The 12,382-nt window shown below is 62.8% G+C and carries 13 protein-coding genes and 1 pseudogene; 7 read left to right on the forward strand and 7 right to left on the reverse strand.

All coding sequences use genetic code 11. The annotated features are described in order from the left end of the window. Together A3728_RS20605 and greA are read right to left on the reverse strand one after the other, a co-directional pair. Positions 1-379: pseudogene (locus A3728_RS20605) on the reverse strand (hypothetical protein); the annotation flags it as partial. A gap of 14 nt (positions 380-393) precedes the next feature. Further along, complete coding sequence (gene greA, locus A3728_RS20610) at positions 394-864, reverse strand: transcription elongation factor GreA (protein WP_067928133.1); 471 nt, start codon at positions 862-864, stop codon at positions 394-396. A gap of 404 nt (positions 865-1,268) precedes the next feature. On the opposite strand from greA, the gene A3728_RS20615 reads away from it, so the two are divergent. The 4 genes from A3728_RS20615 to A3728_RS20630 all read left to right on the forward strand — a co-directional run bounded on the left by A3728_RS20615 (position 1,269) and on the right by A3728_RS20630 (position 6,442). Continuing rightward, a complete protein-coding gene (locus tag A3728_RS20615; protein ID WP_067928135.1) occupies positions 1,269-1,913 on the forward strand; it encodes a DUF998 domain-containing protein in 645 nt (214 codons plus the stop codon). A gap of 123 nt (positions 1,914-2,036) precedes the next feature. After that, entirely contained in the window at positions 2,037-3,683 is a 1,647-nt protein-coding gene (locus A3728_RS20620; RefSeq protein ID WP_067928138.1) for an electron transfer flavoprotein-ubiquinone oxidoreductase, read from the forward strand. 168 nt (positions 3,684-3,851) lie between these two features. Then, positions 3,852-5,567 carry a tetratricopeptide repeat protein gene (locus A3728_RS20625; RefSeq protein WP_067928163.1) on the forward strand — a complete coding sequence of 572 codons (1,716 nt, stop codon included), beginning with the start codon at positions 3,852-3,854 and terminating at the stop codon, positions 5,565-5,567. Further along, a complete protein-coding gene (locus A3728_RS20630; protein WP_067928142.1) occupies positions 5,564-6,442 on the forward strand; it encodes a 4-(cytidine 5'-diphospho)-2-C-methyl-D-erythritol kinase in 879 nt (292 codons plus the stop codon). The genes A3728_RS20625 and A3728_RS20630 overlap by 4 nt, the downstream gene beginning before the upstream one ends. Here the strand turns inward: A3728_RS20630 and A3728_RS20635 are convergent. After that, positions 6,426-7,424, reverse strand: a complete 999-nt coding sequence (locus A3728_RS20635; RefSeq protein WP_067928145.1) for a polyprenyl synthetase family protein — start codon at positions 7,422-7,424, stop codon at positions 6,426-6,428. The genes A3728_RS20630 and A3728_RS20635 overlap by 17 nt on opposite strands. A 56-nt stretch (positions 7,425-7,480) precedes the next feature. Here A3728_RS20635 and A3728_RS20640 point away from each other — a divergent pair, with 56 nt between their 5' ends. The 3 genes from A3728_RS20640 (at position 7,481) to A3728_RS22555 (ending at position 8,722) form a co-directional block, all read left to right on the forward strand. Further along, complete coding sequence (locus A3728_RS20640; RefSeq protein WP_067928148.1) at positions 7,481-7,696, forward strand: putative signal transducing protein; 216 nt, start codon at positions 7,481-7,483, stop codon at positions 7,694-7,696. Then, positions 7,693-8,445 carry a tRNA1(Val) (adenine(37)-N6)-methyltransferase gene (locus A3728_RS20645; RefSeq protein ID WP_067928150.1) on the forward strand — a complete coding sequence of 251 codons (753 nt, stop codon included), beginning with the start codon at positions 7,693-7,695 and terminating at the stop codon, positions 8,443-8,445. Before A3728_RS20640 ends, A3728_RS20645 begins: the two co-directional genes overlap by 4 nt. A gap of 112 nt (positions 8,446-8,557) precedes the next feature. Further along, positions 8,558-8,722, forward strand: coding sequence for a YdcH family protein (locus A3728_RS22555; protein ID WP_082850963.1), 165 nt, complete (start codon positions 8,558-8,560; stop codon positions 8,720-8,722). A 115-nt stretch (positions 8,723-8,837) separates the two neighbouring features. On the opposite strand, the gene A3728_RS20650 is transcribed toward A3728_RS22555, so the two are convergent. From A3728_RS20650 to A3728_RS20665, 4 genes are all read right to left on the reverse strand, one after another. Further along, positions 8,838-9,776, reverse strand: coding sequence for a transcriptional regulator GcvA (locus tag A3728_RS20650; RefSeq protein ID WP_067928153.1), 939 nt, complete (start codon positions 9,774-9,776; stop codon positions 8,838-8,840). 293 nt (positions 9,777-10,069) lie between these two features. After that, a complete protein-coding gene (gene phbB, locus A3728_RS20655) occupies positions 10,070-10,792 on the reverse strand; it encodes an acetoacetyl-CoA reductase (protein ID WP_067928157.1) in 723 nt (240 codons plus the stop codon). A 76-nt stretch (positions 10,793-10,868) separates the two neighbouring features. Next, on the reverse strand, positions 10,869-12,044 hold the full coding sequence (locus A3728_RS20660; protein WP_067928160.1) for an acetyl-CoA C-acetyltransferase: 1,176 nt from the start codon (positions 12,042-12,044) through the stop codon (positions 10,869-10,871). Positions 12,045-12,197: 153 nt separating this feature from the next. Beyond that, the coding region (locus tag A3728_RS20665; protein ID WP_150120928.1) for an EAL domain-containing protein at positions 12,198-12,382 on the reverse strand (185 nt) is incomplete at its 5' end.

Below are 12,382 nucleotides of genomic sequence, written 5' to 3' on the forward strand. Positions count from 1 at the left end.
GCTGGCCCTGCTGCTGGGCGATATAGGCGTGGCGGATCGCATCGATGGCCGCCTGCAGGCGCTGGCTTTCCTCGCGCATGACGCGGCTGGCCCGTGCCGCCGTGGCGGCGACCCAGATCATGCCCACGGGCATGAAGACCGCCAGCATCGTCATGAGGAACCGCAGGCCATTGGTGCCTTCGGTCTCTCCCTCCGCGGGCTGCAGCAGGAAGAACAGCGCCGAGCCGATCAGCCAGACGGCGCTCAGCGCGACGGCGATGATCTCGATCTCCGTGACGCCACCGGCGCCGGGCTTGTCATAGATGCCCAGCGGTGTCGGGCGCGCGCCGCCGTTATCCGCCTTGCTGCTTGGGGGCGGAGTGTCCTGCGTTTCGGTCATGTGGTGATCTCCGATCAGGCGTAGACGATCTTGAGAACCTCGTAGGATTTCTCACCGCCGGGTGTACGCACCTCGACGCTGTCGCCTTCTTCCTTGCCGATGAGGGCGCGGGCGATGGGCGACTTGATGTTCAGAAGACCGTTTTCAATGTTGGCCTCGTATTCGCCGACGATCTGATAGGTTTTCTCTTCGTCGGTGTCTTCATCCACCAGCGTGACCGTCGCGCCGAACTTGATGGGGCCGGATATCTTGGCCGGATCGATCACATCGGCCAGGGAAATGGCGCCTTCCAGTTCCTTGATGCGGCCTTCGATGAAAGACTGCTTTTCCTTGGCGGAATGATACTCCGCGTTTTCCGACAGATCGCCATGTTCGCGCGCTTCCGCGATGGCCTTGATGATGGCGGGACGTTCGACCGACTTGAGGTGCTTCAGTTCGGTTTCGAGTGCGTCATGGCCCTTGCGGGTCATCGGGATCTTTTCCATCGCGGTCAGCCTGCTATCAATGAGAGCCGCCCCTCGTTGAACGAGGGGCGGCCGCTGTTGGTGTTCGTCTTTAACTGACCCAAACGGATAAGCAAATGCAAGGGGGGCGGCCCGTACCAATCGGCAAGGGAACGCGCAACGGGGTTTCGCGCATATGTGGCGCAGCCGGGGGTCGGGTGGTGTGCGCAGGGCGTAAAAACCCCTCGCGTTGCTTTCCTTTACGGCCTGCAACCCTAGGTTTTGACCCGGGCAACGTGAGGGGAGTGGCGTTGCTCGGCCGAGCGCGCTGAACCCCCCTGCGCCAAATCCGGGGGCATCGCCGGGTGGTGGGTAAACGATCCCCCGCGCTACATGGAACGCCAGACGCCTTTGCGCGTAGGATCGGGTAACCAAAGGAGAAAATTGTGGAAAATGAGCGCAAGCTGCGCGTGGGTGGAAGCCCGCTGCTGGTACCGGAATTCGTCGCTGTTCATGCATGGGTTGCCATCATCGGGGCACTGGCGCTCGTGGCGGGGAACATCGTGGGGTCCATCGTCGTGCCCGGGCATGACTGGATCGCAGACACCGTCAGTGACCTTGCCGCTGGCAGATACGAGATCATTCAGGATGTCACGCTCTATGCTTTCGCGGCGGCGCTGATCTGCCTGTCCCTGGCTGCCGCTCATCTGCATGACGGATCGCGCGCGTGGTCGGTGCTGGTCTATACGCTCGTGCTGCTTGCGCTTTGCGTTACGATCATCGCGGCCCGCAACGAATACGGGGACGGCGATAAGGAAGGCATCGTCATCCATATCTATGTCGTCTACGCGCTGGGGGCTCTTTTCATCACGGCCTTTTCGATCCTCGGTTTTCGCGGGCACCGGTTCGGGCGCGGGGTCATCGTGTCGTCGCGGGTGTCGGCGATTATCTGGCTGGTCGGCACGCCGGTCTTCTTCAACCTGCCGACCTCGATCGATGGCGCGTTTGAGCGGTTCCTCGGTATCGTGGCGGTGATCTGGTGCATCATCTTCGCCATGGCGATGCGCAGATGGAGCTTTCATCACGGGTGATCGGGCCGTGGCTGAACGGGTCCCGCCAAGGGCCGCAGGGGGTTTAACGCGGTGTCGCGATTGCAAAGTTCACTGCCGTGGTTTAGCCAAATCCAAATGTTTTGATCCGAGGGAGCACCGGATATGTCCGAGTTTGAACGCGAAGCGATGGAATATGACGTTGTGATCGTCGGCGCCGGGCCTGCCGGCCTGTCGGCTGCGATCCGGCTGAAGCAACTGGATGCGGATTGCAACGTCGTCGTTCTCGAAAAAGGTTCAGAGGTCGGCGCGCACATCCTCTCCGGTGCGGTGCTCGATCCCTGTGGCCTCGACGCGCTGATGCCGGACTGGAAGGAAAAGGGCGCCCCCGTCACCGTCGAGGTGAAGGAAGACAATTTCTACATGCTGGGCGAAGCGGGCAAGCTGCGCATCCCCAACTTCCCCATGCCACCGCTGATGAACAACCACGGCAACTACATCGTCTCCATGGGCAATGTCTGCCGCTGGATGGCCGAACAGGCCGAGGCGCTCGGTGTCGAAATCTTCCCCGGCATGGCCTGTTCCGAACTCGTCTACGGCGAGAACGGAGAGGTTAAGGGCGTCGTCGCGGGTGAATTCGGCATCGAAAGCGACGGGACCAAGGGTGCGGGCTATGAGCCGGGGATGGAGTTGCACGGCAAATACGTCTTCCTGTCCGAAGGTGTGCGCGGAAGCCTCGGCAAGCAGGTGATCGAGAAATTCGACCTCGCCAAGGGGAAAGAGCCGCAGAAATACGGGCTCGGCATGAAGGAAATCTGGGAAATCGATCCCGCCAAGCACCGCGAAGGCACCGTGACCCATACCATGGGCTGGCCGCTGGGCAGCAACGCGGGCGGCGGTTCCTTTATCTACCACCTCGACAACAATCAGGTCTACGTGGGTTTCGTCGTGCACCTTGGCTACAAGAACCCGCATGTCTTTCCCTACATGGAATTCCAGCGGTTCAAGCACCACCCGATGGTCGCCGAGCTTCTGGAGGGCGGCAAGCGCGTGGCCTATGGCGCGCGGGCGATCACCGAGGGGGGCTATCAGTCCATGCCCAAGATGGTGGCGCCCGGGGTGGCGCTGCTGGGCTGCGAAGTCGGCATGGTCAACGTGCCGCGGATCAAGGGCAACCATAACGCCATGCTGTCCGGCAAGGCCGCGGCAGAGGCGGCGCACGAGGCCATCAAGGCAGGCCGGTCTGCGGATGAGCTGAATGACTACGAAGCCGAAGTACGCAATGGCGCGATCGGCGGTGATCTGAAGAAAGTGCGCAACGTCAAACCGCTCTGGTCGAAATACGGCCTTACCGCCAGCCTTGCGCTCGGGGGCTTCGACATGTGGACCAACACCATGGGCTTTTCGCTCTTGGGCACGCTGAAGCACGGCAAGTCGGATGCGGAAGCAACCGAACCGGCCGACAAGCACAAGAAGATCGACTACCCCAAGCCGGACGGCAAGCTTTCCTTTGACCGGCTGACGAACGTCGCCTTTTCGTTCACAAACCACGAAGAAAGCCAGCCTGCGCATCTGAAGCTCAAGGACCCGAGTATCCCGGTGGAACACAACCTGCCCAAATACGCAGGCCCTTCGGCACGCTATTGCCCGGCGGGGGTTTACGAATTCGTGGGCGAGGGGGCGGATACCAAGTTCGTCATCAACTTCCAGAACTGCGTTCACTGCAAGACCTGCGATATCAAGGATCCGGCGCAGAACATCGTCTGGACAACGCCGCAGGGCGGTGACGGACCGAACTACCCCAACATGTAACGGGCCGGGCCGCGAAGGCAGATCGTCTTGCGCGGCCCGATCATTCCGCCCCAGCGCGTTGCGGGTATTCGCCGATATCGGCGCGCGCCCTCGCGGTAGACCTTTGCGGCGTTGCGGTCAGGCGTGAAAATGATAGCTTTGCGTCAAAGCATGAGCGAGGCAGCCCTGATGTTACGCACCCTTTTCACGACAGCCTGTGCCGCGGCGCTTTCAGTGACGCTGGGCACCACCGCAATGGCGGAGGCCGCATCCGGCGCTTACCTCGCCGGGCGTCACGCCGCGGTGCGCAGCGATTTCCGCATGGCGGCCCGCTTCTACGCGGAGGCCCTTCGGGAGGATCCGCAGAACGTCGAGCTGATGGAAAGCGCGGCGCTGTCCTACCTTTCGCTCGGGCAGATCGAAAAGGCACTGCCCCTGGCCAAGGCGCTGGACGAAGAAGGCCAGCGCAGCCAGATCGCCCATATGCTGCTGATCGCGGGCTGGGCAAAGGATGGTGATTACCGCACCCTGCTTGACAGTGACCCGGACCAATCCGGCATCGGCCCGTGGGTCGACGGGCTTGTCCGGGCCTGGGCGCATATGGGGGCGGGCGACATGACCGCGGCCCTCGCCCAGTTCGACGCACTGAGCGCCGAAGCGGGTATGCAGGGCTTCGTCAATTACCATCGCGCGCTGGCGCTTGCGTCTGTCGGCGATTTCGAGGGCGCGGAAGCGATTTTCGAAGACGATCTCGCAGGTTCCGTTGCCCAGACGCGCCGGGGTATCCTCGTCCGGGCCGAGGTGCTGGGCCAGCTTGGCCGCTATGAAGACGCACTGGACCTGCTGGAGCTTAACTTCGGCGAAAGCACCGACCCCGAGCTGGAAGAGCTTGTCGCAGCGCTTGAGGCGGAAAAGCCCTTTCCCTACAGCCAAGTGCCTGATGTAACCGCCGGCATCGCCGAGATTTTCTATACCTTCGCCTCGGTTCTGCGCAGCGAGGCGGCGGGGGATTACTACGTTCTGCTCTATTCGCGTATTGCCCGCTACCTGCGGCCCGATCACATCGATGCCCTGTTGCTGACAGCGGATCTGCTGGAAAATCTGGAGCAATACGGCCTCGCCATCCGCGAGTACAAGGAAGTCCCTTCGGATGATCCGGCCTACCACGTTGCCGAACTGGGCCGCGCGGATGCGCTGCGCCGTCTGGGCGAGGAGGAGGAGGCCATCCAGGTGCTCGAACAGCTCACCCGGATCCACGGTGATCTTGCCGTCGTGCATTCGACGCTGGGCGACATGCTGCGCGCGAAGGAAGAATATACCGCCGCCATCGACGCCTATGATCGCGCACTGGCTGCAACGGGGGAGGGGCTGCGCACGCGTTGGCTGCTCTTCTATTCGCGCGGCATCGCCTATGAACGGCTCGGCGATCTGGCGGCTGCGGAAAAGGATTTCCGCTCCGCGCTGGAGATCAACCCCGAACAGCCGCAGGTGCTGAACTACCTTGGCTATTCGCTGGTCGAACAGCAGCGCAACCTCGACGAGGCGCTGGACATGATCGAGCGTGCGGTCGCCGCCTCGCCCGATTCAGGGTACATCGTGGATTCCCTCGGCTGGGTGCTCTATCGCCTCGGTCGCTATGACGAAGCGGTGGAGCAGATGGAACGCGCCGTCGAACTCGTGCCTATCGACCCGGTGGTGAACGATCATCTGGGGGATGTCTACTGGGCCGTGGGGCGCGAACGCGAGGCGCAGTTCCAATGGCGCCGGGCGCTTTCCTTCATCGACGATGAAGGATCCGATACCGAAGCGGACGCTGAGCGCATTCGCCGCAAGCTCGACATCGGGCTTGACGCGGTGCTGGCCGAAGAGGGCGCGCCGCCGCTGAAGGTAAGCGCGCGGAAATGACGCAACAGAATGGCGGGATCGATCCCAGCGCGGTCGGCCTGCCCCGGGCGGAAGACGCATGGGCAAAGATCAATCTGACCCTTCATGTCACCGGCCAACGCCCTGACGGCTACCACCTGCTCGATTCTCTGGTCGTGCGGGCGAAGATCGGCGACCGGCTTCAGGTGACACCGGCGGAGGATCTCACACTTTCGGTCGATGGCCCATTTGCCGAAGGTGTGCCGCTGGACGCGCGCAATCTGGTGATCCGGGCTGCGGAACTGCTTGATGCAGGTACAGGCCGGGGTGCCGCGCTGCGGCTGACGAAGAACCTGCCCGCCGCGGCGGGGATCGGCGGTGGCTCGGCCGATGCCGCGGCCACCCTGCGGGCGCTCGGCGCGCATTGGGGGCTTCCCGTGCCACAGGATACCGCCACTTTGGGGGCCGATGTGCCGGTCTGCCTGCAGGACGGCCCCCAGCGCATGACAGGGGTGGGGGAGGTGCTGACCCCGCTGAGGCCCTTGCCGCCCTGCTGGATCGTGCTGGTCAATCCGGGCGAGCCGCTGGCCACGCCACAGGTTTTCGCGGAACTGCAATGCAAGCTCAACGCACCGATGGAAGCCATCCCTGCCTTCGCGAATTTCGCAACCTTCGCGGATTGGCTCGCATCGCAGCGCAACGATCTGGAAGCGCCAGCCCGGGCGACCCTGCCCGAAATCAGCCTCTGCCTCGAGGCGTTGAAGGACGCGGCGCTGGCGCGGATGTCCGGCTCCGGGGCGACATGCTTCGGTCTTTATGAAAGCGCAGCGCAAGCCCGCGCTGCCGCTGACTGCATCGCGAAGGTTCAGCCGCGCTGGTGGGTGGCTGCCGCCCCGATGATCAGTTCAGACGGCTGACCACGTAATCGGCGAGTTCCGCCAGCATGCCACGGATCGGATGATCCGGCAGAGCGTCCAGTGCCGTCACCGCTTTGCGGGCCCAGCCCCTTGCGTCCGCCTCCGTCGCGTCCAGCGCGCCATGCCGCTTCAGCAACGCCAGTGCTTGATCGAGGTCCCCATCCTGCTGGCGACCTTTCTCGATGGTGCGGACCCAGAACTCACGCTCCTCGGGCGTTGCGGCGGCCACGGCCTTGATCACCGGGAGGGTGAGTTTGCGTTCGCGGAAATCGTCCCCGATGTTCTTTCCGGTCGTTTGCGCGTCGCCCCGGTAATCCAGCAGATCGTCCGCGATCTGGAAAGCGATCCCCAGCGCATCGCCATAGGCGAACAGCGCGCGCACCTGATCCGCCGGTGCACCCGCGATCACGCCGCCCACCTCTGTCGCGGCTGAAAACAGTGCCGCGGTCTTGCCCCGGACGATCTGGAGATAGACGCTTTCATCCGTCGCGAGGTTCTGCGCCGCCGTCAGTTGCAGCACCTCGCCTTCGGCGATCGTCGCCGCCGCGTTGGCAAGGATGTTCAGCACCTGCATGGAGCCGGTTTCGGTCATCAACTGAAAGCTGCGGGCAAAGAGGTAATCGCCCACGAGCACGGAAGACTTGTTGTCCCAAAGCAGGTTCGCCGTTGGTCGTCCGCGCCGCTGCGCGCTTTCGTCCACCACGTCATCATGCAGCAGGGTCGCGGTGTGAATGAACTCCACCGTCGCGGCAAGATGCACGTGGTAAGGCCCCTCGTAGCCGGAAAGCCGCGCCGCCGCGAGCGTCAGGAGCGGGCGCAGCCGCTTGCCGCCCGCTTCGACCAGATGGGCGGTGACCTGCGGGATCCGGGGCGCGTGTTCCGACGCCATGCGCGCGCGGATCAGGCTGCCCACGGCATCCATATCGTTTGAGAGATGTTCGGCAAGGCGATCGTGCGGTTTCATGCGGGTATCGTTTTCCATCGCGCTTTCCTACCGTGATACTCGACAACAGCGCGGCCGGTGCCTAAATCGCAGACATGAAGGAACTTCTGCGCTCCACCGACCTTACGATCATCGCTTTCGCCACTGCCCTTCTGCAGGGCGAGGATATAGACTGCTTCGAGATGGACGTAAACATGAGCGTACTTGAAGGAGGGATCGGAATATTCCCGCGCAGGTTGATGGTGCGCCCCGAAGACCACGACGCGGCGCTTCGGGTGTTGCGGGATAACGAGATCCCCCTCGGCCTGTGACCGCAAATAACGACGAAGACCTGAGCCTTGATGCTTTCTTGGGCGGGCGGGTCCACCTGTGGCAACCGAAACGGGGCTACCGGGCGGGAATTGACGCGGTCTTGCTGGCAGCTGCGGTGCCTGCGGAGGCCCGCGAAAGCGTTCTGGAGCTTGGGTGCGGGGTCGGGGTTGCGTCACTGTGTCTCAACGCGCGGGTGCCGGGGCTGCGGCTGAGCGGCGTGGAGCTGCAGGAGGCCCAAGCTGCGCTCGCCCGGCGCAACGGGCAGGGCGTCTTCGACGTTCATACCGGCGATATTGCCCGGATGCCCGATGCGCTGCGGCAGCGGCAGTTCGACCACGTCATTGCCAATCCGCCCTATTTCGACCGCGCGGCTTCGCGCCCTTCGGCGAATCCGACCCGAGAAGCCGCCCATGGCGAGGGGGCGCCGCTGGCGAAATGGGTGCGCACGGCGGCCAAGCGGCTGCTTCCAAAGGGGCAGGCGCATTTCATTCATCGTGCAGAACGCCTGCCGGAACTGCTGGCCGCATTACCCCGTGATTTGGGCAGCGTTCAGGTGCTTCCGCTGGCGGCGCGGACGGGCCGGGACCCGGACCGCGTGATCCTGCGGGCGCGCAAGAACGGACGGGGTGCCTTTCGCCTGCACGCGCCCCTGATCCTGCATGAAGGTGCGCGGCATGAAGCCGACGGGGACAGTTACACGGCAACGATCCGCGCAGTGCTGCGCAAGGGCGCTCCGCTGCTTTTCTAGGCGTATGTTAGGGCTATCTTAATCAGCAGGGGCGCTATGCTGCGGGGCGGCGTGACTCGCACCGCAGTTTGTGTTCCACTCGAACTCTGCAACCCGAAAAATGGAGGATTACATGGCTTTTGATGCGCATCTGGAGACGCTGAAGCGTAAACATCAGGCGATGAGCGAGGCTGTCGAACAAGCCCAACGCGCACCCGGTGTCGATGATCTGGAAGTTGCAACAATGAAGAAACAGAAGCTGCGCCTCAAAGAAGAAATCACGCGCCTGTCGAACTGACCCGTTAAAAGTATCAGTAAACTCGGTCGGCGTGTGCCAAGGCGACGGCGCCGCCGGCCAACTGGAAAGGACGTTCCGCGTGAACACGGCCCAAGTGGGCATCGCAATTCCAGCTTCAAGCCATTCCTTTTTCAATCAATTCGAAACCAGCGGCGATCGGCGCCGTCTTTTCGATCTCATTCAATATCCATTTACGAAACGCAGCGATCTGCGGCCGGTCCTGCACCGCCTCGGGGCAGAGGAAGGTGAAGCGGGCCTGCGTCTTCAGGGCCATGGGCCAGGGTGCCACAAGCCTCCCTTCGGCCAGATCCTTGATGATCAGCGCCCGTCGCCCCAGAACCACACCGACATCGGCAAGGGCTGCGTCGACCGCATGGTCCCCTTGGGAAAACCGCGGCCCGTGCGGCTCCACCGGGGGCAGACCCATGGCTGTGAACCATTCCGGCCAGTCCGCGGTTTCCCCCAGCGCCTTGAGTGATTCATCGACAATCAGCACCGCACCCCGCAGGCTTTCAGGCGTCGGATAGCGTTTGGCCAGCGCCGGGGTCATCGCGGGCACGACCCATTCCTCCGCCAGGGGGAGGGCGAAAAGGCCGGGGTAAGGCCCCGTTCCAAAGCGGATAGCGACGTCGATCTCGTCCCGGTCGAAATCCATGATCCGCAGGGAGGCGGAGAACCGCAGCTCGATCTCCGGATGGTTCTGCGCGAAATCGAAAAGCCGCGGCGCAAGCCATTTCGCCGTGAAGGCGGGACCGGCTGTCACCACCAGCGTGCTGTCATCCTGCAACCGCCGGGTGGCGCGCCATGCTTCCGACAGGATGCGAAAACCGTCCTCTGTCCCCGGTGCCAGCGTCCGCCCCGCGTCCGTCAGGGCCACGGCGCGGTTGAGCCTGCGAAACAGGGGCGCGCCCAGATGCTCTTCGAGCGACTTGATCTGAAAGCTGAGCGCGGCGGGCGTCACGTTCAGCTCATCCGCCGCCTTGGCAAAGGACATATGGCGCGCCGCCGCGTCGAAGGCGCGCAAGGCAGTAAGAGGGGGCAGCCGATCGGACATATCAGTTAAGTATATCTTTTCTGAACGCCTGAAAAGTCTCGTTTGTAGGCTGGCCCCTCAGGGCGCATATGTCTCACAGACAAGATGTACCAATGCGAAAGGTAGAAACCATGATCGAAGCGACAACAAACACCGACGCGCGCAACGCCTTCGAAAAGGCACATGCGGCCCGCGCGCAGGCCATCGCCACCTTCTGGAATCGGGTGTTTCATCGTACCGCCCGATAAGGCAGGCCACAAAAGCGAAAGGCCGGACCAAATGGTCCGGCCTTTGCGTTTGAATGTTCCGTGCATTCAGACGAAGAACTGCGCCCCGTTGGCCGAAATGGTGGAGCCGTTGATGAAGCCAGCCTCATCCGCCACGAGGAATTTCACGGCCCGCGCGATTTCCTCCGGTTCGCCAAGCCGACCTGCCGGGATCTGCGCGATGATCGATTCACGTACCTTTTCAGGCACCGCCATGACCATATCGGTTCCGATGTAGCCGGGGCAGATCGCGTTCGCGGTGATATTCGCCCGCGCACCTTCCTGTGCGAGCGATTTCACGATGCCCAGATCGCCCGCCTTGGTCGCGGCGTAGTTCACTTGCGCGAACTGACCCTTTTGCCCGTTGATCGAAGAGATAACGACGATCCGGCCGAACTTGCGTTCCCGCATGCCGGGCCAGACCGGGTGGATCGTGTTGAAGACGCCGGTCAGGTTGGTGTCGATCACCTCTTTCCACTGCTCGGGCGTCATCTTGTGGAACGGCGCATCACGGGTGATGCCGGCGTTCGCCACGACAATCTCGATCGGGCCGAGTTCGGATTCGACCTTTTCAATTCCGGCCTTGGAATCGTCGTAGTCGGCCACGTTCCACTTGTAGGTCTTGATGCCGGTTTCATCCGTGAATTTGGCGGCGGCGTCGTCGTTGCCGGCATAGGTGGCCGCAACGGTATATCCCGCCTCTTTCAGTTCCCGCGAAATGGCGGCACCGATGCCCCGGCTGCCCCCTGTGACCAAAGCGATACGCGACATGGTTTATCCTCCCTCAAGGTAATGTTATTTCGACCCGTCAATTGGGCGCGCAATTATATTGCGCGCCCAATTGTTTTTAGGGGCGCTCGATGCACATGGCAACACCCATACCGCCGCCGATACACAGCGTCGCGAGCCCTTTCTTCGCGTCACGGCGCTTCATTTCAAAGAGCAGGGTGTTGAGAATGCGCGCGCCCGATGCACCGATGGGGTGACCGATGGCGATGGCACCGCCGTTCACGTTCACGATTGCCGGGTCCCAGCCCATGTCCTTGTTCACCGCACAGGCCTGCGCGGCGAAGGCTTCGTTGGCTTCGACAAGGTCCAGATCCTCGGCCTTCCAGCCGGCTTTTTCAAGCGCCTTGCGCGAAGCATAGATCGGGCCCACGCCCATGATGGACGGATCGAGACCGGCGGTTGCATAGGATGCAATCCGTGCCAACGGCTCGATCCCGCGCTTTTCGGCTTCTTCCGCCGACATCAGCAGCGCACCTGCAGCACCGTCATTCAGGCCCGATGCGTTCGCCGCGGTGACGGAGCCGTCCTTGGTAAAGGCGGGGCGCAGTTTCTGCATCGCTTCCATGGTTGCGCCGTGCCGGATGTATTCGTCCTGATCGACGACGACGTCGCCTTTCCGGGTCTTGACGGTGTAGGCGACGATCTCATCCTGGAACTTGCCGGCCTTCTGGGCGGCTTCAGCCTTGTTCTGCGAGCTTACGGCGAATTCGTCCTGCTGGTCGCGGCTGATCTGCCACTTCTCGGCGACGTTCTCGGCGGTCTGGCCCATGTGGTAGCCATTGAAGGCGTCCCACAGGCCGTCCTTGATCATCGTATCGATAAGCTGCATGTCGCCCATCTTCTGGCCCGCGCGCAGGTTCTGCGCATGGGGGGCCAGGGTCATGTTTTCCTGACCACCCGCGGCGATGATATTCGCGTCACCCAACTGAATGTGCTGCGCGGCCAGTGCCACCGCCCGCAGGCCGGAGCCGCAAACCTGATTGATCGACCACGCGGCGGCTTCTTTCGGGAAGCCTGCGTTGATATGCGCCTGCCGCGCGGGGTTCTGGCCCTGCGCCGCCGTCAGCACCTGCCCGAGGATGGTTTCGGAAACTTCCGACGCGTCCACGCCTGCGCGTGCCACCAGCTCCTTGAGCACTGCGGTGCCAAGGTCATGGGCCGGGACGGTTGAAAAGGAACCGCCGAAACTGCCCACGGGCGTGCGGGCGGCGGATGCGATGACGACATTGGTCATGGGTGATTTTCCTCTACCTATGGCAGAGGACTTCACGTTCCGGCCACTCCCTGCGACCGGCTCCGACTCCCCCACCTTCTGCTCTGGACATACCGCATCTGCTGCATCGCGGCAACAAGGCCAAAAGGAAGCAGGCGGCGTTCCGTTGCGACGCTAGCGCCGACGTTGACCCGCCTGATTGATCGACGCGGGCAGCCATTCGGGAAAGAGCGTCGGCGCGCAATAATAGTAGCCCTGCGCATAGGGGACGCCCATCTTGCGCAGCAGCTTCGCATCCTGATGGTTTTCGACCGATTGGGCGATCGTCGTGCCGCCGAATTCCTCCGCGATGGAGATGA

Origin of the sequence: Sulfitobacter sp. HI0040 (genome assembly GCF_001634885.1) — a bacterium.
Classification (GTDB): Bacteria; Pseudomonadota; Alphaproteobacteria; order Rhodobacterales; family Rhodobacteraceae; genus Sulfitobacter.